Genomic DNA, 21,526 nt, shown 5'->3' on the forward strand with positions numbered 1-21,526 from the left:
GGGCCCCGCATGGATGTCATAGCAACCCACATCAACGCTGACTTTGACTGTCTTGGCGCAATGATCGCGGCAAAGCGTTTGTATCCCGACGCGGTGCTGGTTTTTCCCGGCGGTCAGGAACGTGGACTCCGGCATTTTCTTCTGGAAAGTTCCCTCTATGCTTATGATATCAAACGGCCTAAAGATATTGATCTTACAAAAATCACCCGCCTGATTCTGGTGGACGTGCGCAGTGCCCAGCGGATTGGCCCGCTGGCCGAGGTCGCCCGCCGCACTGATATTGAACTGCATATCTACGACCATCATCCCGCTGACGAAAACAGTCTGCAGGGCACCTTCGAGCTTATTCGTGATGTTGGTGCTACCACGACCATCCTTGCCCAGGTGTTTATTGAACGTAATATCACCCCGAGCGCCGATGAAGCGACCATGATGATGCTTGGTCTGTTTGAGGATACCGGGCAGTTGCTGTTTTCAAGCACTACCCCTGATGATTTCCGGGCGGCAGCTTATCTCCTCGAACAGGGTGCCAACCTCAATGTGGTTGCTGATTTTCTGGTACGCGAGATGACTCCGGAACAGGTTGAACTGCTCAACGATCTGCTTAAATCGACAGAGAAAATCACGATCAACGGGGTTCAGGTTGCCATTGCCAGCGCTTCAACCGACAGTTACAGCGGTGATATTTCAACCCTGGTCCATAAACTTAAAGACATTGAAAATCTTGATATCCTGATTGTCGTGGTGCGGATGGAGGATCGCGTTTTTATTATTGCCCGTTCGCGTGTACCCCAACTACACGTCGGCGAATTATTGCGGGAGTTCGGTGGTGGTGGCCACGCTTTTGCTGCTTCGGCAACGGTGCGGGACAAACCTCTGGCGCAGGTGCTGAAAGAGGTTGAACAGCATCTGCCGCGCTTTGTTCAATCCCATTGTGATGCTCGCCATCTGATGTCGCGCTCGGTGAAAAGTCTGCCCCTTGAGGCATCGATTCAACAAGCGCGTGATCTGATGACCCGTTATAATTTTAATGCCGTACCCATCGTCCGGGACGATGGCAAGGTAGGGGGGATCCTGACCCGTCAGGTGGTTGAAAAAGCCGCCCATCATCGCTTGCACAAGGTGCCGGTGGCGGAAGTCATGAACAGCGATTTTGAACAGGTGGCACCCACGGCCTCATTGCAGGAACTGCAACGGGTGATTGTCGAACATCAACAGCGCAGCGTGCCGGTCGTCGACCAGGGGAAGCTGGTTGGTCTGGTCACCCGTACCGACCTGTTGCGCTACATGCTTGGCAATACCGTCGCAACGGAGGAGGGGCAGAGACAACACCTGGAGCGACGGGGTTTGCAGACAAGACGTAAAAATCTGGATCGCTATATTGCCACCCAGTTGCCACCCAGGGTACGCACATTGCTGCAGCAATTAGGAACGGTTGCCGATCAATCAGGGGTGCGCGCCTATCTGGTTGGAGGTTTTGTCAGGGATTTGCTGTTGCGGCAAAAGAATCTTGATGTCGATGTGGTAATCGAAGGGGATGGCATTGCTTTTGCCAAAGCCTTTGCCGCCAAGGCATCGTGCAGGATCCGCGCCCATGATAAATTCGGCACCGCTGTGATCATCTTCCCTGATGGTTTCAAAGTCGATGTTGCCAGTGCACGGATCGAATATTACGATCGCCCGGCAACCCTTCCGCAGGTTGAGGATGCCTCAATCCGTCACGATCTTTACCGGCGGGATTTTACCATCAACACCCTGACAGTCGCCCTGAATGCTGATCATTTCGGGGTGGTCCTTGATTTTTATGGAGGACAGCGTGATCTGCGCGATAAATCGATTCGGGTGCTGCATAACTTGAGCTTTATTGAGGATCCAACCCGGCTTTACCGGGCTGTCCGATTTGAACAGCGCTTGAATTTTCACATTGGTCGTCAGACTGAACGGTTGATGCACAGTGCCGTTGAGTTGAAAATGGTGCGTAAGGTTGGCGGGGTGCGAATATTAAACGAGCTAAAACACATTCTGAGTGAAGCCCAGATTGTTCCGGCGCTTGAACGTTTGAATCAATTCGGGCTGCTGCAGATCATTGACCCGCGGATTGTTTTTGATGCTGATACCAAAAAACTATTCAAGGCAGCCGAGCAGGCGATCAGCTGGTATGAACTGCTCTATACCGGTATGCCATGCCGCCGCTGGCTGGTCTTCTTAACCTGTCTGCTTGACCGATTGCCGGTTAGTGGTTTGCGCAAGGTGGGCCGGTGGTTTGCCCTGCGCCTGGATGAAAAAGCGGTTATTGTTGATGAATTGCCACAGATCATTCGTTTACATCGTAAAATGTCGCGACTGTTGCGCCGACAACACCAGCCTGCCAACAGCGAACTGTACCATTGGTTTTCCTCTTTCGCGATAGAATCCTTAATCTACCAGATGGCGCGCACAGAGCAGGAGCGTGGCCGTCAGTGGATTTCCCGCTACGTTACCGACCTGCGACGCGAACAGGTGATAATCGATGGTCACGATCTGGTCCGCCTGGGCTTGACTCCGGGGCCTGAATTTCAGACGATCTTCCGACATCTTCTTGCTGGTCGCCTGGATGGTCTTATCACAACCCGTGCCGACGAAATTGACTGGGTTCGCCAGCATGTCCTCAGTGCCGATCGACAATCTGACCACAACACTTCAGTTGACCCGAAACCGCAAGTCAACTAGTATCTCGTATCCCTTGAAATCCTCAAGTCTGCTGCAGGGTTTACGTCACTTTTCGCGCTGTAAAAGGTGTTCATGGAAGCTGTTCTTTCGAAATTAGCCGTCATGCTGGTTCCTGCTTTACTGGCGATCATGATGCACGAAGTCTCTCACGGTTACATGGCCGAGCGCTTTGGTGATCCGACCGCGCGTCTGTTGGGGCGCTTGAACCTGAATCCGTTTAAGCATCTTGATCCGATCGGTAGTATCGCGGTTTTTATTTTTGGCTTTGGCTGGGCCAAGCCTGTACCGGTCAACCCTTCTAATTTTCGCCGTCCACGCAAGGATATGATCTGGGTGGCGCTGGCAGGCCCCCTGACCAATCTGCTGCTGGCGCTGTTTTCAGCGCTGCTGTTGCGAATTCTTGGCTGGTTAGGACCGGGTTCTCCCGCAGACGCCGGCGTGTTCATGCAGATGCTGACACCGCTGAAGATGATGGTTGCCTTTAGTCTCTATATCAATGTCCTCCTTGCAGTTTTCAATCTGTTGCCGGTCCCCCCCCTGGACGGGGGCCGGATTCTGATGGGTTTTGTGCCCGATATGTATGCCGCGCTGCTATCCCGACTGGAACCCTTCGGGCTGATTCTGATTGTACTGCTGGTATTCTTTACCAACCTCTGGTCGTTGGTGCTGGCTCCGATCATCAATTTTCTGGTGCTGTTGATGGCAGGCAAGCAAACGGTATTGGTTGAGCAGGCGATGCGTTTCCTGTTTGGCCACTGACAGGGGGCTTGATGACGGTTGATATCAAGCTTGAAAAATTTTCCGGCCCGCTGGATCTTTTGCTGCACCTGATTAAAAGTCAGGAGATGGATATTTATGATATCCGTATTGTTGAGATTACTGAACAATATCTAAAGATTATTGATCAGATGAAACAGCTTGATCTTGATGTCGCCGGAGAGTTTCTGGTCATGGCGGCGCAACTTATTCATATTAAGTCGCGCATGTTGTTGCCGGTCAGTGAGGAGCTTGCCGAGGAAGAGGGGGACGATCCACGGGCGGAACTGGTCAAGCGTTTGCTGGAATATCAGCGCTATAAGCAGGCCGCGGAATTATTTGATCAGTTGCCGCAACTTGAGCGTGATATTTTTTTGCCCAAAGGTGATGGTGCCGATCTTCTGCTGGAAGATGCACCTCAGGATACCGAGCTGACAATCAGTCTATTCCAGCTCGCCAATGCCTTTCACCAGCTGATGACTCATGCCGCGACCGAAGTGTTTCACGAGGTGGTACGCGAGAATCTGTCGGTGACCGATTACATTGCCATGATCAGTCGCCGCTTGATCGAGCATTCACGCATCAGTCTGCGCGATTTTTTTCAGTCAGGATATCAACGGACCGAACTGGTGGTGACCTTCTTGGCCTTGCTCGAATTAACCCGGATGCGGATGATCAAAATTGAACAGGTAACCACCTTCAGTGAGGTCTGGTTGTCCCGGTTAGCCACCACCGACCAATTGCGGCGTATCTGTCCGGCCGAGGAAGCCCTCGACTATGACTGAGCTGCGGGCCGTGATCGAGGCTTTCCTGTTTGTTGCCGGTTTTCCCTTGACCCTGGATAAACTCGCTGATCTGGCTGAGGCTGATAAGTTGGATATCAAAGAGGTTATTGCCGGATTGTCTGAAGAATACTGCCGTTGCCACCGTGGTATTCGCCTGGTGGAGGTTGCCGGCGGTTACCAGTTTCGTAGCGATCCAGCCCTGGCGCCCTGGCTGCGCCGTTTGCAGAAAGAGCGGGTGCAACGGCTTTCCGCTGCGGCATTAGAGACCCTGGCAATTATCGCCTATCGACAACCGGTAACCCGGGCGGAAATTGAATACCTGCGTGGAGTGGATTCGGGCGGGGTATTGAAGACCTTGCTAGAGCGTAATCTGCTGCGGATCCTGGGGAAAAAAGAGGTGCCCGGGCGTCCTCTGTTATACGGTACCAGTCGCTACTTTCTTGAGCTGTTTGGCCTCAAGGATCTTAATGACCTGCCAACCTTAAAAGAATTTGCTGCCCTTGACCCTGAGCTGGTCGAAGCACTACCGCTTGAATCGTCATAACCGTAAGATTGGAATAATTATGCAGGAACGTTTGCAAAAGTTAATAGCTCGCGCCGGCCTGGCGTCTCGCCGCCAGGCTGAAGAGTGGATTCGGGCGGGGCGGGTTACGATTAACAACCGGGTTGCCACGATTGGTGAACGTGCCGACTTGCGAAATGATCAGATCCGCCTGGATGGAGTTCCTCTGAAAAAAGAGGAACAGAAAATAACCCTGCTCCTCAATAAGCCCAGAGGATATGTCTGCTCCCTGAGCGATCCGCAAGGCCGTGCCCTGGTTACCGAACTGGTCAAGGATCTGCCGGAGCGGTTGTTTCCGGTCGGGCGTCTCGACTATAATAGTGAGGGATTGCTTCTTTTAACCAATGATGGGCAGTTGTCCCACGCCTTGACCCACCCCGCAAAAGAAGTTGAAAAAACCTATCTGGTCAAGGTGCGTGGTCGGTTGACTGTGGCCATAGCAGACCAGATGCGTAATGGTATTGAGCTCGAGGATGGCTTGACCCAACCGGTCAAGGTGGAGCATGCACGGACCTCAGGCAGTAACTGCTGGTTTGAGATGACCTTAAAAGAAGGAAAGAACCGTCAGGTGCGGCGCATGTGTGAATATTTCGGATTGATCGTCGTGCGGTTAAAAAGGATCAAATTCGGCTTTCTTACTCTTGATGGTGTTCGACCGGGAACCTATCGGCGATTGCAGTCGGCAGAGATTACCCGACTTAAAAAAATACGTTGATTTCTAATTGTTCATTAGTGTTTACTTTTCTTTTTATACGTGATAACAAGTGTAAGGAATTTCTGCAATTCAGCAATGTTGTCAATCGTTATCTAGCTGATGATCGTGCCTTGAAACAACTCAAATAGGTAAATTGCGCTTTTCGGCATCCATGATCGCTTGTTGTCGCCGTCCATGGCGATAACAAGCCTTGCCACAGGATCCAAAGGCCCTGCGCGAAAGACGGCAACTGAATAATTGCAATAAATGTAAACGGAGATGTGGGGGTTTTTTTGGCTACAAATAAAGAAAAATTACTAGAATCAGCTCAGAAAAACTTGAGCAAAAAACAGTACACCAAGGCGATCAAGGATTTTGCCAAGATCGTTGAGATGGAGCCGGGCGACATCCGTTCACGGCAGAAGCTCGCTGAGCTGTATGTGCGCACCAACAAGTCGTCGGAAGCCTACGAACAGTATGAAGCCATTGCCCGCTATTATTCCAGTAATGGCTTTTATCTCAAGGCGATCGCTATTTACAAACAGATGCAGCGTCTGGACCCCAGTCAGGTTGCTATCTACAGTCGTCTGGCCGAGCTGAACCAGAAGCAGGGGCTGGTCGGTAACGCGATGGCTGAATATCGTAGCCTGGTAGACTATTATGAACGTAATCAGCTGATTGCCGATGAGATAAAAACCCTTGAAAAAATGCGCGATCTCGATCCTGACAATCTCAATGTCCGGGTCAAACTGGCAGAAGTTCTAACCAATAACGATCGCAAAGATGAGGGGTTTGAAGAAATAATTTCGATTATCGGGGTGCTGAAGGATAAAGGGGATTTTGATAAATGTCTCAAACTCTACACCATGTTCCTGCCCCACTTTCCAGGTAATCGCCAACTCCAAACCGGTCTCGCCCATACGTTTTTTGAAAAAGGTGATTATGTCCGCGGGACAACAATCATCGAAACCCTTCTTAAAGATAAACCTTCAGATCCTGATCTGCTACGTCAAATCAGTAGAGGTTATGCTCAATCCGGAAATTATCTCCGGGCTGTTGCAACCTGTCGGCAATTGTTGCAGATGGACCCCAGCGATCTTGATATTCGTGAAACCCTCATTCAGTGTGAAATTGACAACAAGCATTATGAGTTGGCCCTGAATGAACTGGAAGAGTGGAAAGATACTTTTTTCAAGGGCGGGCGATTGGAGAAGCTCAAAGAGTATTATGAGTTTTTAAATTCTGAGATGCCACATACAACAACGATCATACAAACCCTCGATTCGATTTACGAACACACCGGCGAAGGGGGCAAGCTGCTCGATATTATCTCGGAGCGTGAAGATGATATTGATACCGAGTCTTCTGATCTATTGTCTGACTCTATTCTGGGGTCCGTTGATCTGGATATTGAAGGTGACGAGGACGCATCAGCGGATAGTGCGTTCAGTTATGGCATCCTTGAAGATGACAACATCGATCTGCTGCTTGAGCCTGATGATGAAGAATCATCCGACAATACCTGCCAGGAATTCTCTGACTCTTTTATTGAGCTGGAGGTCTCCAGTAATATCAACCTGACGGTTGCGTCTGCGACAGATGACATTGAGAATGATACCCTGTTTGATCTGGACTTGGATGAAGAAGCGCCAAAAACGGTAAGTGGCGGTCGGGAAAACCTCCAGGCGGATCTTGAGGAGGCCGAGTTTTATTTGCAGCAGGGGCTGTTTGCTGATGCGGCGAGGTTGTGTCAAGACATTCTGGCCTATGCCCCGGAGTCACAGGAATGTCGTCACAAGCTTCAGGAAATTGAAGATCAGCGTAATGCCCAACTAGAGAAGCCCGACTCTCTGACAGAAGTTGTTGTGGACGAGGGAGAGGATTTTGGTTTCGGGGACTTTGATTTTGATTCTGAGCTTGATCAGCTGCAATCCATTGATGGTGACAAGAAAAAAGTCTTTAAAACAGATGTCGATGAGCAGATAGCTGCTGATGACATGGAGTCTCACTACAATCTCGGCATCGCTTATCGTGAAATGGGGCTGCACGACGATGCTATCAGTGAATTTGAAAAAGCACAGAAGGATCCCCTTCGCTACGTTGATTGTCTGACCCTTAAGGGGCTGACCTACTCTGACAAGGGCGATTACTCCAACGCGGAAAAGATGTTTCAACAGGCTTTAGCTTCGCCCCAACTTGAGGATATTCAACAATTAAATCTTGGCTATGAACTGGGCCTGTTATATGAACGCGCCGAACGGCACAATGATGCCCTGGTCAGCTACCGCAATGTGCTCGCGCAGGACAGTAAGTATCGCGATGTGACTGAAAAGGTTGCCACCCTGAAACAACGCCTGGGGATAATTGACGATCCATCCCCCAGGAGCGCGACTACCCCGGCACAAAATACACCGAAGAGCGAACCGGATTCACCAAAAAGACGGGTTTCTTTTTTATAAAAAAATGTTGTTGATCCGTTGAACAGAAAGTGGGGGTTTCATGGGTTACTCAGACTATTTTAATTTTGAACGGGAACCATTTTCCAACGCTCCTAACGAAAAGTTTTATTTTAACAGTGAACAGCACCGTCGGGCGTTACAGCGGTTAAAGTACTCTGTCGATACCGACAAGGGGCTGGCGGTCCTGGTTGGTGGCATTGGTACCGGCAAGACGACTCTGGCTCGACGGATGCTTGATAATCTTCCGGTCGAGCGCTATGAATCCTCGCTGTTGGTTATCATTCATTCAGATATCACTCCGGAATGGTTGCTTTCGCGCATTTGTTTGCAATTGGGAGTGGAGAATCCCGATCCAACCCCGTTAAAAATGCTTAAACAGCTCTTTGAGCGACTGATTGAGATCGAAGAAGAAGGGCGCAAAGCTGTCGTTCTTATCGATGAAGCGCAGATGCTGCAAACCCGTGAGCTGATGGAAGAATTCAGGGGGTTGCTGAATTTGGAGATTCCCGGGAAAAAACTCCTGAATATTATTTTCTTTGGTTTGCCGGCTCTTGATGAAGTGATGATGCTGGATGAACCGCTGGCCCAACGGGTCGCTTTCAAGTACACCCTGACCTCTTTTGAACCGCGTGAAACTGCCGCCTATATCGCTTTTCGCCTGAAGGTCTCCGGCTGTGATCAATCTCCCTTCCTGCCGGAAACCCTCCCCCTGATTCAGAGCTATTCGGGAGGGGTGCCGAGGCTGATCAATACCATTTGTGACAATGCCTTGTTTGAAACCTATCTGCGCCATGGCAGAGAAGTAACCGAAGGGATTATCACCAGTGTGGTCGAAGATCTGGGGTTGAAGATGCTGGCTCCGGTTGCCGCTGATCTGTTTTTTGATCAGGCCGCCGACGATGATGATCTTGAGCTCGTCTTTGATGAATTGGAGCAGAAATAGCGGCAGGCATCAGCAGCAATCAATCTACCAACGGCCGGATATTCCCGGCCGTTAGCATTTTTATGTCAATGGGACAATTAAGCAAAAAATCGATGAGCAATAAACCCAGTATCCAGATTTTACCCGAAGAGTTGTGCAACAAGATTGCCGCAGGTGAGGTGGTTGAGCGTCCTTCATCGGTGGTTAAGGAATTGCTCGAAAATGCTCTGGATGCCGGTGCGACAGAGATTGTGATTGAGCTTGGCGGCGGCGGGAAAACCCTCATTCGGATAACCGATAACGGTTGTGGTATGAACCATCAGGACGCGCTCTTATGTTTTGAGCGACACGCTACCAGTAAAATCAGAAAAGATGATGACCTTTTTGCCCTGTCGACCCTTGGATTTCGTGGTGAGGCCCTCGCATCCATCGCGTCGGTATCGCGCATGCGTCTCAAGACCTGCAATAGTTTAGATGGTCTGGGGCAGCACATCCAGATCGAGGGGGGCAGAATAAAGAAGGTTGAACGACTGGGATTGCCGGTTGGAACGATTGTTGAGGTTAAAAATCTATTTTTTAACCTGCCGGCCAGAAAAAAATTCTTACGCAAAGACCAGACCGAATTAGGTCATGCGGCTGATGTCGTTTCCAAGCTGGCTCTGGCACGCCCGGATGTCAGCTTCCGCTTGCTTCATCAAGATCGTCTGATGCTCGATTTGCGCCATGAAAAGGCACTGCCGGAACGTTTGGCTGCCCTGCTCGGGCGTTCTTTACTGCGCGATATGCTGCCGGTTGATCAAGCGATGGATGAAACCCTCCGTCTATCGGGACTGATCTCACGCCCTGATCTCAATCGGTCGGCGACCAGCCATATCTATACGTTTATCAACGGTAGATATATTCGTGACCGGGTGGTTCAGCATGCGATCATGGAAGGCTATCGACATCTGCTGATGAAAGGGCGTTATCCGGTGGTGGCACTATTCCTCACTCTTGATCCAGCCCTGGTCGATGTGAATGTTCATCCGACCAAGCACGAAGTACGATTCCGTGAGCAGGGCGTGGTTCATGATTTTATCGCTACTACGCTTCAGCAGGTCCTCAAACCTTCCAGCTGGATATCGCAGTCACAATCGAACCATCCGCCGTCAGTAACGTCGCCGGTGTCTTCGGCCTCAGGCCATCAGGTTCAGTACCCACCCATGACAGACAACCTCGATGTCGCTAAGCCATCAGTCAGGGAGGAGCCTCGTTCATTTAGCTTCAACCATGGACCAGTTCCTCCTCCTGACCCTGTCATCCATAGATCAACAGTAGAAGGCCCGCAACCAGGCTCCGCTAACCAGATGCACCAGGAAGAACTGAGAGCCGCTAACGGGAATGTCTTTTTTTCTCATCTGCAGATTCTTGGTCAGTATCATCAGACCTATATCCTGTGTCAGGATCAGGATGATCTGGTATTGATTGATCAACATGCTGCCCATGAACGCATCGGCTTCGAGCGTCTGAAAAAAGCCTATCAAGAAGGTGGCGTGCAACGCCAGCAGCTGTTATTTCCCGAAGTGTTCGAACTTGATTACAAAAGCGCAGCGGCCCTGGGAGAACATCTGGAGGAACTGGAACGACTGGGTTTTGAAGTAGAGCCTTTTGGCGGTAAGTCATTTGCGGTTAAAGCCCTTCCCGCGCTACTGGCCGCAGCACCGATAGTGAAATTAGTCACCGATGTCGCTCTTGAGCTCGAGCGGATCGGGCGCGAAGGTCGGTTAGCGGAATCACTTGATGATGTTCTGATTATGATGGCCTGCCATCGGGTTATCCGTGCTAATCAGGCCCTGAGCCACCAAGAGATCAAGGCGTTGCTGGTTGACCTGGATCGGATCGACTTCAGAGGCCATTGTCCCCATGGGCGACCAGTGCTCGCGCGTATGAGTCTGTATGAGATCGAACGATTATTTCGACGCCACGGATGAGTACCAACAGGCTGGATAAAATACCGGTGCTGGTTATCTGTGGTCCTACCGGTTCAGGCAAAAGCGCCATGGCGCTGGAACTGGCTCAGCATGTTCCCCTGGAGATAGTCTCGGCTGATTCGCGCCAGGTTTACCGAATGATGGATATCGGTACCGCCAAAGCATCGAAAGCCGAACAGGAGCAGGTGCCCCATCATATGATCGACCTGATCGATCCTGATCAGGAATTTTCTGTTGCTGCTTACGTTGATCTGGCCAGACCGCTGATTGAACAGATTCACCAACGGGGACATCTTCCCTGTGTTGTTGGTGGCACCGGTCTTTATATCAAGGCTTTGCTGGGAGGTTTGGCCCAGTTACCCAGTGGTGACCCCCAACTGCGTCAGAGGTTGCATCGGCGTGAAAAGGAGCAGGGTAGTGGCACCCTTCATCGCGAGTTAGAACAACTGGATCCTGAATCAGCTGCGGTGATTCACCCGAATAATCTGATCCGTACGGTTCGGGCTCTGGAGGTTTGTTTATTAAGCGGGCAGAAGTTTTCAACGATTAAAGCGGATCATAATTTCGTTGAAAAGGCTTATCAGGTGGTGACATTGGCACCTGATTATCCGCGTCAGCGCCTTTATCAGCGTATTGATAACCGCACCAGGCAGATGCTTGAAGCAGGCCTGGTTGATGAAGTCAAGATGCTGTTTGAACGCTACGGCAGGGACTTAAAAGCCCTTCAGACCCTTGGCTACCGTGAAGTTCTACACTTTTTGTCCAGCCACTGCCATGCTGTCCAACTCTGTGCCGAGATTCAATTGCGTACCCGTCAGTATGCCAAAAAACAGTTGACCTGGTTTCGTAAAGAACCTGATATCTTTTGGGTTGATTCCACCAACAGGTCTGATAGAGTAAGAAAATACATTGATCATTTGATTTGTCATTAAAGGAGCGGTCATGGCCAAATCACCATTTAATATTCAGGATCAGTATCTTAATCAGGCACGCAAGGAACGAGTAAAGATTGTCATTATTATGATGTCTGGAGAGCGGCTGTCCGGCTACATCAAATCCTTCGACAGTTTTTGTATTCTGGTGGAGAGTGAAGGTGACATCCTGATCTATAAACACGCCGTCAGCACTATCACCTCGTCGGATGGAACCTTCCGACTTCATGGCGGCCGCGATTAATTATTTATCGCTGGCGGCTAAAACTTTGTTGAAATCCTTGCAAGGGCGGTACCGATGGTGCCGCCCTTGCTGTTGCCGGCAGGGAGAAAAATGATAGCAATAGAGCGAATTGAACCCGGTAGCTTTGCTGACGAGGCGGGTCTTTGTGCTGATGATCAGCTGGTCACGATCAACGCCATCCCGATCAATGATCTGATTGATTATTATCGTGCTATGGAAGCCGAGCATCTGGTGATCGAAGTGTTTCGCCTGGGGGAAATACTGGTTGTCGAGTGCGAAAAATTTGCCGATGAAGAGATCGGTCTTGAAGTAGCGCACCCGCAACCACAGCAGTGTGGAAACCAGTGCCTGTTCTGTTTTGTTCATCAACTGCCGAAGGGTCTGCGGCACAGTCTCTACATTAAGGACGAGGATTATCGTTTTTCTTACCTTTACGGCTCTTTTATTACCCTCACCAATGTCAGTGAGGCGGATTTACAGCGGATTGTTACTGACAAGCTGTCTCCTTTGTACATATCTGTTCACGCTACCGATCCATTAATACGCAACCATCTGCTGGGCTGTCAGGTGCCGGCCATCCTTCCGTTGCTTACACAATTGGCGGCAGCAGACATCCAGTTGCATTGTCAGATTGTTTTATGTCCGGGGATCAATGATGGTCCGGTGCTGCAACAGACCATCGAAGAATTGGCCACTTTGTCTCCACAAGTCAATTCGATTGCCGTCGTCCCGGTCGGCTTGACCCGTTTTCGTGAGCGGTTGCCGGTTTTGCAGGTTCCAAATCAGGCAGAAGCTGCACGCTGCATTGGACAAATCAGGGATATACAACAGCAATTTCTGCAAAAGTTGGGAACTCGGCTGGTCTTTGCCGCCGATGAGATGTATCAATTGGCTGACATGCCCTTGCCGGCCTTTGATGAATATGAAGAGTTCCCGCAACTTGATAACGGGGTTGGTCTGGTTGCACATTTTCAAGCGGAGGCGGAAGAGGCTCTGCTTGAGGCGGAACCCCTCGACCTGAAATCCGCTGTTGTTGTTACCGGCCAGTCATTTTTTTTCCATCTGCAGGAAGTCGTCAAACGCATGGGCTTGCGCACCGGGGTTGATATTGAGGTTGTAGCCGTCGGCAATGATTTTTTTGGTTCAAGCGTCTCAGTTGCCGGTCTAGTTACCGGTATTGATCTCGTCCGCCAGCTTCGTGATATGATCAAAGGCAGACCGTTACTTCTGCCCGATGTCATGCTAAAGGCTGATGAACAACGTTTTCTTGATAACATGCACATTGATGAGCTTCGCTGCGCCCTTGGGGTAGCGGTGGTCGTCGTTGAATCCTCGGCCTGGGGACTGTTGGAGGGGTTGGAGCTTTTAGCCGGTGGGCCGGTCGATATCGTTCGTTGTTCATGAGTAGCAATATGAAGCCTTGCTTGAGGTTATTTCATGAAGATAAATAGTCCGGATGCTGCCGTTAATGATCAGCAGCGACTGCGTTTTTCCGTTGGTGGCATGAGCTGCACGTCCTGTGTAGCAACGGTGGAAAAGAAGCTGCGGTCCTTGCCGGGGATCAAAACGGTCAGTGTTAATCTGGCCGGCAACTTTGCCCAGGTCAATTTCGATGCAGATAAGATTTCACCACCGGAAATCTATGCTGCGGTGGAACAGGCCGGCTTTAGAACCCTGGCGCAACACGATGAAGCCAAGGTTGACGGGTCCCGTCAGGACCTGCTGATGGTACTGATTGCCGCCGCCGGCGGCATTCCTATCATGTTGATGATGTTTGCACCAATCCCTGACCGGGTTGAATTAATCACCAGTGGAATCCTGGCTACTATTGTGCAATTTACCGCCGGCTTGGGTTTTTACCGCAGCGCCTGGGGTGCTTTGAGAAATCGCGTTGCCAATATGGATGTACTCGTATCTCTTGGCATCAGCGCGGCTTATGGTTATTCCATGTTGGCCCTGTTTGGTCTGCTGGGAGAGAACGTGGCAGTTTTTTTTGAAACCAGTGTCATGCTGATCCTTTTTATCCGTTTTGGTAAGTGGCTTGAATCCCGGGCCAAAGGACGGGCCGGCAACGCCCTGAAAAAACTTCTGCAACTGCAGGCCAAATCGGCCATCCTGCTGGTCAACGGCAAGGAAAAAAACATCCCGGTTGAGCATGTCAGGCCGGGAGATCTGCTGCTGGTGCGGCCGGGAGATACTATCCCGGTGGATGGAGAGGTGGTGGAAGGGACGGCTGCGGTCGATGAGTCGATGATCACCGGTGAATCGCTGCCGGTCCACAAGGAACCTGGGGCGAAGGTCGTCGGTGCCACCATGAATCGCAGCGGTCTGTTGCAGATCCGGGCGACCCATGTCGGTGAAGAAGCGGTGCTGGCGCGTATCATCCGCCTGGTTGAGGATGCCCAGGCCGACAAGGCACCGATTCAACGCTTTGCCGACCGGGTTTCAGGCTTTTTTGTCCCGGTAGTTGTCGCCTTGTCGCTGCTGACCTTTGTCGGCTGGTATCTGGTGGTCAGTGCCCCGTTTCTTACCGGCTTTCAGATGGCCATCGCTGTGGTTGTCATTGCCTGCCCTTGTGCTCTGGGGTTGGCCACCCCGACCGCGATCATGGTTGGTAGTGCGGTCGGCCTGGAGCGCGGGATCCTCTATAAAAAGGCATCGGCCCTTGAAACGATTTCCAAACTTGATGTGATGCTTCTAGACAAAACCGGTACCCTTACCAGTGGTGGCTTTGCAGTGGATCAGATTGTCACTTGTGGTGACAAGACAATTGACGAAATTCTTGCTCTGGCAGCAGCACTTGAGCAGGGGAGTAATCATCCCCTCGCCCAGGCAGTGGTTGCCGAGGCACGTAGTCGTCCCTCGATTATTTCAGCAAACCCACAACAGCTTGAAGAAATTGGCGGCCAGGGTGTTCGTGGGCGGGTTGGCAACCAGTTCGTTGTCTGTGGTAATCACGCCTTGATGGAAAGCGCAGGAATATCGATTGAACCGCTACACCAGCAGCTGAAAGATGATGAGCTGTTGAACAAATCCCTCATTTTCGTGGCAGTTGATGATAGACTACAAGGGGTTATCGCCTTATCCGATCAGATCCGTCCGGCTGCTGCCGCTGTGATCAAGCGTCTGCACCAACTTGGCATCCAGACGGTGGTGGTCAGTGGGGATCGTCGTGATGTCGTTGAACAGGTCGCGACCCGGTTGGGGATTAACCAGGCGGTTGCTGAAGTGACCCCTGATCAGAAACTTGTATTGGTTAAGGAATATCAGCTGCAGGGGCATCGGGTTGGTATGGTTGGTGACGGCATTAATGATGCTCCGGCCCTGGCTCAGGCCGATGTCGGGATCGCTATCGGTACCGGAACCGATGTCGCCCGCGAAACCGGCGATCTGGTATTGATCGGTGCTGATCTGTTCGACCTTGTCCGGGCCGTGGAATTGGGGCGACAAACCCTAAAAAAAATCAAACAGAACCTGTTCTGGGCCTTTTTCTACAACCTGTCTTTTATTCCATTAGCGGCCGGTCTTTTTTATTCCTCCTACGGACTCTACCTGAAACCCGAGTACGCCGGGCTCGCCATGGCGTTGTCCAGCGTCTGCGTTGTCTTGAACAGCTTGACCCTTAAAGGCTTCGCCCGCCGTTTGCAGGAGATCGGTTAATGGCAGTGCAGCGCCTGATAATTGGCGTAATTGGTGCGGGAGATGCCAGTCCCAGTGGTCTTGAAAAGGCCTATCAGGTTGGTCGCCTGATCGCCCTAAGGGGCGCAGTTCTCGTCTGCGGAGGGCTGGGTGGCATCATGGAAGCGGCTTCGCGCGGCTGTTTTGAAGCTGGTGGCGAGGTCATCGGGATTCTGCCTGGTGACAAGGCCGCCAGTGCGAACCCCTTTATCACCCATCCGATTGTTACCGCTATGGGGCACGCCCGTAATGTTATTCTGGTGCAAACGGCTGCGGCCTTGATTGCAATCGAGGGTGGTTATGGTACTCTCTCGGAAATTGCCATCGCCCGCAAGCTTGACAAACCCCTCGTTCTACTTGACAGTTGGCCGGACATTGATAATACATTGACCACCGACGCTCCACAGCAGGCGGTAATTACCATTTTTTCTCTTCTTGGCAGGAATCTTCAACCATGACTTCCAACGAAAAAACAGGGCAGGCTGATCGGATTGATTGTCCGCTTCAACTTCCTGGTGTTGATTTGGTCGATCAAGTGATCGAATGGGTTCGAGGACGCGGCAAGGTTGTCATCGTAACCCATGACAATCCTGATCCTGATTCTATCGCTGCCGCCGTTGCCCTGCGCCATTTGCTGATTGTGAAAACCGGTCAGAACGCTGTGCTCACTTATGGCGGGGTCATTGGTCGTAGTGAAAATCGCAACATGGTTGAACAACTTGAGATTCCGATGATCCCCATCAGCGAGCTGGAACTAAAACAGTTTCAGGTCGTTTGCATGGTCGACACGCAACCCAACACCGGCAACAATTCATGGCCTGCCGCTCTTCCTGTCCATTTTATTATTGATCATCATCGGCCAAAATCTGACCTGTCCAAGGTGTGCTGGGTTGATATTCGCGAAAGCTACGGTGCGTCGGCAACGATTCTATATGAGTATCTGGTTGCCCAGGGGGTTGCCATCAATACCCGTCTTGCCACCTGCCTGTATTATGCGATTAAATCCGAAACCCAGGATCTTGGCCGCGAATGGTCCAAGGCTGACCGTGATGCGTATTTAAAGCTGTTGCCTCTTGCCAATAATCGAATTTTATTCAAGATCATTCATCCACAGGTGTCTTCCGCCTATTTTTGTGCTTTTCGTCAGGCGATCGATAGTGCCCGTATCTATGACAGCGCCCTGGTTTTTAATCTTTGCCGAATTGACAATCCCGACCTGGTAGCAGAACTGGCAGATTTTTTGTTGCGCCATAAGGGGATTAATTACGTTTTAGGGATGGGATGGTTTGATGACACTCAGATTTTGTCCATGCGTTCCCTTGACCCCGATGCCAAACTGGGACTGGTCATTCAGGAGATGGTCGCAGGTTTGGGAACCGCAGGTGGTCATGGCATGGTGGCCGGGGGGCAGATCAGGACGATGAATAATCAAGCAAAAGCGCAACAAGAACTCGAGGAAATCTTGACCCGGCGCATGTTGAAAGCCCTGAATATGCCCGAGCAACCAGGCAAACCACTGGTACCTTCTTGTGATTGACAGTGGTCAGCAGTTAAGCTATAACCGAGCGCTTTGACGGAGTTGCTATGCGTTTAATCCTGCTTTGTTGCTGTTTTCTACTCATCAGCTCGCCAGTCGGTGCGGCAGTTGAAATTGCTCTGCGTGGTCAACCTGCAATAATTATTGAGGATGTGTATCGTCAGCAGGGCGTCTCCTACGTTGCCATCGAAGATCTGCTTGATCTTGCCGGTTTAGCCGGGCACTGGGATTCTGTCGCCCATACCTATCGTATCCGTACCAGCCGTGGTTGGGTCGTTCTGACCCCTGCCAGTGGCTATATGCAGGTTGGAGATAACTTTTATCCTTTACAGGAAAAACCGGTTTTTATCGATGGGCGCTTGCGGGTCTCTGAAAATTTTATCCAAGCGCAGTTAGCCCAACTTGCCGGCCGGGCGGTATTTTTCCGCCATCTTAATCCCCAGGTGCCGGTTGTTGAGGAAGCAGAACGTGACGGAATAGACGAACTCTTCAGTCGTTTTTTCCGGCGGGCCGAGCGCAGTAGCAGCAGTGGGCCAACCATCCGGGCGATTGCCATTGATCCTGCTCATGGCGGCCTGGATACCGGGGTCATTGCGCCTGACGGATACAATGAGAAACTGGTGACCTTTGAGGTTGCTGACCGGCTTGCCAGGCTGCTGCGCATGCGTCTGGGGGTACCGGTCTATGTCAGTCGTTCGGGTGATTACGACGTGACCCTCGATCAGCGTCTGGAAGCGGCCTTACGTGACGATGTCGACCTCTGGATTCTGGTCCATGCCCAGGCCTCTTTCTCATCTGATGTGCGGGGAATTGACCTGTTGGTGCGTGCTCAGGAGGAATCATCAGGCTCATCCCATGGTAGCCTGGTGCTGGCTCAGCAGCTGTCACAATCGATGCTTGCCTCAGATCTTGCAGTGCGGGGGATTTTCCCTTCCTCGCGCTTGTCGTTGGGTCGCGGCAATCTGCCGACGGTTCAGCTTGAAATTGGTTATCTTAGTAACCCTGATGAGTTACGCTTGCTGCGGCAAGCAGACTATCAGACTCGTCTGGTACAGTCTGTTTTCGAAGGTATCCAGAACTACATCTCTTTGTCCGGGGAAACACGCTAATGCTACATACAATTCAGGATCGACCTGATCGCCGCCAACCTGACCAATTAAGGCCCATCAGTTTCCAGCGCAGCTTTACCCGTTACGCTGAAGGGTCGGTGTTGGTGAGTTTCGGTGAAACCAGGGTGCTGTGCAATGCGTCGGTTGAACAACGTGTGCCTCCTTTTATGCGGGGCCAAGGGCGTGGCTGGGTCACTGCTGAATACAGCATGCTGCCACGTGCTACCCATACCCGTTCCATGCGCGAAGCGAGCAGTGGTAAAGTTTCCGGCCGCACCCAGGAAATTCAGCGTTTGATAGGCCGCTCCTTGCGTGCGGTTACCGACCTTGGATCCATGGGGGAGATCACCGTACAGCTTGATTGCGATGTGTTACAGGCTGATGGTGGAACTCGCACCGCGTCCATTTCCGGCGCATATGTCGCCCTCCATGACGCTTTGTCGGGTCTGGTCAAAAAAGGGCAGCTGAAAAAAATGCCGCTACTCGATAGTGTCTCAGCGATCAGCGTCGGCATCGTCAAAGGATATCCGGTTCTTGATCTTAACTACGAAGAAGATTCCATCGCCGAGGTTGACATGAATTTTGTCATTACCGGTTCCGGGCGGTTTGTCGAGGTACAGGGTACCGCTGAAGAAATTCCCTTCAGCGCCGCTGAGCTCGATGTCATGCGCGATTTGGCTCTGGTTGGCTGTGCAAATTTAAAGCAATTGCAACAAGTTGCGTTGGCCGATTAAATGATGAAACTACTGGTGGCGACAGGTAATGAGGGCAAGTTGCGTGAATTGGTACAACTGTTGGCCCCCCTCGACCTTGATGTGATGGGTCTTGATCAGCTCGACAACCCGCCGGTAGTAGCAGAAGACGGGGCGACTTTTGCTGACAATGCCAGGAAGAAAGCCCTGACTCTGGCCCGCTTTTCTGGTTGCCTGACCCTGGCTGACGATAGTGGTTTGTGTGTGGATGTCATGGATGGAGCGCCTGGAGTCTTTTCTGCCCGTTATGCCGGGGAACAGGGCGACGACAAGGCTAACAACGCCAGACTGGTACGAGAATTGGGGGATATACCACTGAATCAGCGCAAGGCCCATTTTCATTGTTGTATCGCCCTGGCCTGGCCTGATGGTCGCTGTGAAACCGTAGAAGGGCGGGTTGATGGGTTGATTATCGACCAGCAGCGTGGTAGCCACGGTTTTGGCTATGATCCGCTGTTTCTGGTGCCGGAGTATGGCAAAACCATGGCGGAGCTGCCGGCCGACATCAAAAACCGGATCAGTCACCGAGGGCGGGCTTTGCAAAAAATAGTGCCTTTGCTGAAAACAATTGTTCAAGATTGATTACCTGTATTTGTTCAGCACCGGGCCTTTGAACCCTGTGTCAAGGGACGCTTTTCGTCATCCATGACCGCTTTTTTGTTGCCGTCCATGGCGACAAAAACCCTTGCCACAGGATCCAAAGGCCCTGCGCGAAGGACTGCAGCGCAATATTTACGAATACCTTAACCGGTACTGCGAAAACGCATGCCACTATCCAGGAGGAACGAAGAATGGAAAGAACATTTGCCATTATTAAACCCGATGCTTTTGCCGCCGGTCATGCCGGGCAGATTCTCTCTCGTATTTATTCCGAGGGGTTCAAGATTGTTGGTCTGAAAAAACTCTATCTGAGTAAGGTTGAGGCAGAAGGCTTTTACGCTGTTCATAGTGCCCGTCCTTTCTTCGGTGAATTGACCGATTTTATGAGCAGTGGTCCCTGTGTCGTCATGGCGTTGGAAGCAGAGAATGCTATCTCCAAGTGGCGCGATCTGATGGGCGCAACCAATCCGGCTGATGCAGCTGAAGGGACATTGCGCAAGGAATTTGGTACTTCTATCGGTGAGAATGCTACCCATGGCTCTGATGCCCCCGAAACCGCCGCTTTTGAGCTGGGATATTTCTTTAACGGCCTTGAGCTGCTTTAATCGGTCCCTGACATAACTGCTTGTGTATCTTCAAGCCCTTCGGTAAACTGCCGAAGGGCTTGAATTTTATGAATTCCGTTTCTCTTAAATGTACAGCTGAGACTGATTGCTCCGGTGTCAGGTTTTTATTTGCAGGTAAAGTGTGGACGACAAAATTGATCTGAAAAATATGACTCACGCAGATCTGGTAGCTTATCTCGATAGCCTGGGTCAGCCCGCTTTTCGGGCGCGCCAGCTGTTTAAATGGATTTATCAGCAGCGCGTAAGCGATTTTGCTGCCATGACCAATGTCAGCAAGGCCCTGCGCGAGGACCTGTCAGCTCGCTGTCGGATATCCACACTGACCCCCCTGACTGTCCAGGATAGTCAGGATGGTACGCGCAAATATTTATTTAGTCTTGAAGACGGCGCGACCATCGAGGCCGTAAGAATTCCGATGGAAACCGACAAGGCGACGCTGTGTATCTCAACCCAGGCCGGTTGTGCCATGGGCTGTGCCTTTTGTATGACAGCAACTTCCGGTCTGTCCCGCAATTTACGTGCGGGTGAAATTGTTAATCAGGTTTGTGCCGCCCTGGAAGACGGTCCGCTGGGAAATATTGTCATGATGGGGATGGGAGAGCCATTACATAACCTTGACAATGTTATTGATGCCCTGAATATTCTTTATCTCGATGACGGCCTGGGCTTTGGCGCGCGGCGGGTCACCCTGTCAACCTGTGGCCTGGTACCTGAAATGCTGGAACTGAAAAAACGCATCAAGGTCAATCTGGCCGTTTCTCTTAATGCCGCCGATGATGAACTCCGCTCTCGCCTGATGCCGATCAATCACCGCTATCCTCTGGCTGAACTGATCGCGGCCTGTGAGAAATACAGCCGTGAGACCAAACAACGGGTGACCTTTGAGTATATCCTGATCAAAGGGGTCAACGACTCGTTGGTGATGGCAAAAAAACTGGTAAAGCTGTTGCATCCGGTGCGCTGCAAGATCAACCTGATCTGTTTTAACCAACATCCGGGCAGCGACTTCAAATCACCAGATGAGAACACTATCAGAGCATTTCAGAAATATCTGCTTGACCATGGTATGGTAGCAACTTTGCGAGCAGGTAAGGGGCGTGATATTGACGCAGCCTGTGGGCAATTAAAGGGACGAATGGATTCAAAAACTCATTGCACAGCTACAAGATGATGATGCTGGGAGAATAACAA

The 21,526-nt window shown here is 51.2% G+C and carries 19 protein-coding genes; all 19 read left to right on the forward strand.

The features are described 5' to 3' along the window. Positions 1–9 precede the first annotated feature (9 nt). On the forward strand, positions 10–2,709 hold the full coding sequence (locus tag ICT70_RS00665; protein ID WP_191153453.1) for a CBS domain-containing protein: 2,700 nt from the start codon (positions 10–12) through the stop codon (positions 2,707–2,709). A gap of 72 nt (positions 2,710–2,781) precedes the next feature. Continuing rightward, entirely contained in the window at positions 2,782–3,468 is a 687-nt protein-coding gene (locus ICT70_RS00670; protein ID WP_191153454.1) for a site-2 protease family protein, read from the forward strand. 11 nt (positions 3,469–3,479) lie between these two features. Next, positions 3,480–4,250 carry a segregation and condensation protein A gene (locus tag ICT70_RS00675; RefSeq protein ID WP_191153455.1) on the forward strand — a complete coding sequence of 257 codons (771 nt, stop codon included), beginning with the start codon at positions 3,480–3,482 and terminating at the stop codon, positions 4,248–4,250. Then, a complete protein-coding gene (scpB, locus tag ICT70_RS00680; RefSeq protein ID WP_191153456.1) occupies positions 4,243–4,794 on the forward strand; it encodes an SMC-Scp complex subunit ScpB in 552 nt (183 codons plus the stop codon). The genes ICT70_RS00675 and scpB overlap by 8 nt, the downstream gene beginning before the upstream one ends. 19 nt (positions 4,795–4,813) lie before the next feature. Then, positions 4,814–5,527, forward strand: a complete 714-nt coding sequence (locus ICT70_RS00685; protein WP_191153457.1) for a pseudouridine synthase — start codon at positions 4,814–4,816, stop codon at positions 5,525–5,527. Positions 5,528–5,844: 317 nt separating this feature from the next. Further along, complete coding sequence (locus tag ICT70_RS00690) at positions 5,845–7,965, forward strand: tetratricopeptide repeat protein (RefSeq protein ID WP_191153458.1); 2,121 nt, start codon at positions 5,845–5,847, stop codon at positions 7,963–7,965. A gap of 40 nt (positions 7,966–8,005) precedes the next feature. After that, positions 8,006–8,908 carry an ExeA family protein gene (locus tag ICT70_RS00695; protein WP_191153459.1) on the forward strand — a complete coding sequence of 301 codons (903 nt, stop codon included), beginning with the start codon at positions 8,006–8,008 and terminating at the stop codon, positions 8,906–8,908. Between the two features lie 92 nt (positions 8,909–9,000). Then, a complete protein-coding gene (mutL, locus tag ICT70_RS00700) occupies positions 9,001–10,857 on the forward strand; it encodes a DNA mismatch repair endonuclease MutL (RefSeq protein WP_191153460.1) in 1,857 nt (618 codons plus the stop codon). Beyond that, a complete protein-coding gene (miaA, locus tag ICT70_RS00705) occupies positions 10,854–11,789 on the forward strand; it encodes a tRNA (adenosine(37)-N6)-dimethylallyltransferase MiaA (RefSeq protein WP_191153461.1) in 936 nt (311 codons plus the stop codon). Before mutL ends, miaA begins: the two co-directional genes overlap by 4 nt. Positions 11,790–11,799: 10 nt before the next feature. Then, positions 11,800–12,033: an RNA chaperone Hfq gene (hfq, locus tag ICT70_RS00710; protein ID WP_191153462.1), complete on the forward strand. Its 234-nt coding sequence runs from the start codon at positions 11,800–11,802 to the stop codon at positions 12,031–12,033. Between the two features lie 90 nt (positions 12,034–12,123). Continuing rightward, complete coding sequence (locus ICT70_RS00715) at positions 12,124–13,437, forward strand: DUF512 domain-containing protein (protein WP_191153463.1); 1,314 nt, start codon at positions 12,124–12,126, stop codon at positions 13,435–13,437. Positions 13,438–13,470: 33 nt separating this feature from the next. Further along, on the forward strand, positions 13,471–15,693 hold the full coding sequence (locus tag ICT70_RS00720; protein ID WP_191153464.1) for a heavy metal translocating P-type ATPase: 2,223 nt from the start codon (positions 13,471–13,473) through the stop codon (positions 15,691–15,693). Beyond that, entirely contained in the window at positions 15,693–16,169 is a 477-nt protein-coding gene (locus ICT70_RS00725; RefSeq protein WP_224746719.1) for a TIGR00725 family protein, read from the forward strand. Before ICT70_RS00720 ends, ICT70_RS00725 begins: the two co-directional genes overlap by 1 nt. After that, a complete protein-coding gene (locus ICT70_RS00730; RefSeq protein ID WP_191153465.1) occupies positions 16,166–17,248 on the forward strand; it encodes a DHH family phosphoesterase in 1,083 nt (360 codons plus the stop codon). The genes ICT70_RS00725 and ICT70_RS00730 overlap by 4 nt, the downstream gene beginning before the upstream one ends. Positions 17,249–17,295: 47 nt before the next feature. Beyond that, on the forward strand, positions 17,296–18,357 hold the full coding sequence (locus ICT70_RS00735) for an N-acetylmuramoyl-L-alanine amidase family protein (RefSeq protein WP_191153466.1): 1,062 nt from the start codon (positions 17,296–17,298) through the stop codon (positions 18,355–18,357). Beyond that, entirely contained in the window at positions 18,357–19,091 is a 735-nt protein-coding gene (rph, locus tag ICT70_RS00740) for a ribonuclease PH (protein ID WP_191153467.1), read from the forward strand. The genes ICT70_RS00735 and rph overlap by 1 nt, the downstream gene beginning before the upstream one ends. Beyond that, entirely contained in the window at positions 19,092–19,691 is a 600-nt protein-coding gene (locus tag ICT70_RS00745) for an XTP/dITP diphosphatase (RefSeq protein ID WP_224746720.1), read from the forward strand. It abuts the gene before it with no gap. A 209-nt stretch (positions 19,692–19,900) separates the two neighbouring features. Next, positions 19,901–20,314 carry a nucleoside-diphosphate kinase gene (gene ndk / locus ICT70_RS00750; RefSeq protein ID WP_191153468.1) on the forward strand — a complete coding sequence of 138 codons (414 nt, stop codon included), beginning with the start codon at positions 19,901–19,903 and terminating at the stop codon, positions 20,312–20,314. A 142-nt stretch (positions 20,315–20,456) separates the two neighbouring features. Beyond that, positions 20,457–21,506, forward strand: coding sequence for a dual-specificity RNA methyltransferase RlmN (gene rlmN / locus ICT70_RS00755; RefSeq protein WP_191153469.1), 1,050 nt, complete (start codon positions 20,457–20,459; stop codon positions 21,504–21,506). Positions 21,507–21,526: the final 20 nt, after the last annotated feature.

Source organism: Pelovirga terrestris (assembly GCF_014773365.1).
Lineage (GTDB): Bacteria > Desulfobacterota > Desulfuromonadia > Desulfuromonadales > Geopsychrobacteraceae > Pelovirga > Pelovirga terrestris.

Excerpts from the sequence above, each read along its gene's own strand:
- ICT70_RS00730 (WP_191153465.1), top strand. The coding sequence starts at position 16,166 with ATGACTTCCAACGAAAAAACAGGGCAGGCTGATCGGATTGATTGTCCG.
- scpB (WP_191153456.1), top strand. The coding sequence starts at position 4,243 with ATGACTGAGCTGCGGGCCGTGATCGAGGCTTTCCTGTTTGTTGCCGGT.
- ICT70_RS00720 (WP_191153464.1), top strand. The coding sequence starts at position 13,471 with ATGAAGATAAATAGTCCGGATGCTGCCGTTAATGATCAGCAGCGACTG.
- ICT70_RS00675 (WP_191153455.1), top strand. The coding sequence starts at position 3,480 with ATGACGGTTGATATCAAGCTTGAAAAATTTTCCGGCCCGCTGGATCTT.
- ICT70_RS00695 (WP_191153459.1), top strand. The coding sequence starts at position 8,006 with ATGGGTTACTCAGACTATTTTAATTTTGAACGGGAACCATTTTCCAAC.
- ICT70_RS00745 (WP_224746720.1), top strand. The coding sequence starts at position 19,092 with ATGATGAAACTACTGGTGGCGACAGGTAATGAGGGCAAGTTGCGTGAA.
- miaA (WP_191153461.1), top strand. The coding sequence starts at position 10,854 with ATGAGTACCAACAGGCTGGATAAAATACCGGTGCTGGTTATCTGTGGT.
- hfq (WP_191153462.1), top strand. The coding sequence starts at position 11,800 with ATGGCCAAATCACCATTTAATATTCAGGATCAGTATCTTAATCAGGCA.
- rph (WP_191153467.1), top strand. The coding sequence starts at position 18,357 with ATGCTACATACAATTCAGGATCGACCTGATCGCCGCCAACCTGACCAA.
- ICT70_RS00735 (WP_191153466.1), top strand. The coding sequence starts at position 17,296 with ATGCGTTTAATCCTGCTTTGTTGCTGTTTTCTACTCATCAGCTCGCCA.
- ICT70_RS00715 (WP_191153463.1), top strand. The coding sequence starts at position 12,124 with ATGATAGCAATAGAGCGAATTGAACCCGGTAGCTTTGCTGACGAGGCG.
- ICT70_RS00685 (WP_191153457.1), top strand. The coding sequence starts at position 4,814 with ATGCAGGAACGTTTGCAAAAGTTAATAGCTCGCGCCGGCCTGGCGTCT.
- ICT70_RS00725 (WP_224746719.1), top strand. The coding sequence starts at position 15,693 with ATGGCAGTGCAGCGCCTGATAATTGGCGTAATTGGTGCGGGAGATGCC.
- ndk (WP_191153468.1), top strand. The coding sequence starts at position 19,901 with ATGGAAAGAACATTTGCCATTATTAAACCCGATGCTTTTGCCGCCGGT.
- ICT70_RS00665 (WP_191153453.1), top strand. The coding sequence starts at position 10 with ATGGATGTCATAGCAACCCACATCAACGCTGACTTTGACTGTCTTGGC.
- ICT70_RS00670 (WP_191153454.1), top strand. The coding sequence starts at position 2,782 with ATGGAAGCTGTTCTTTCGAAATTAGCCGTCATGCTGGTTCCTGCTTTA.
- mutL (WP_191153460.1), top strand. The coding sequence starts at position 9,001 with ATGAGCAATAAACCCAGTATCCAGATTTTACCCGAAGAGTTGTGCAAC.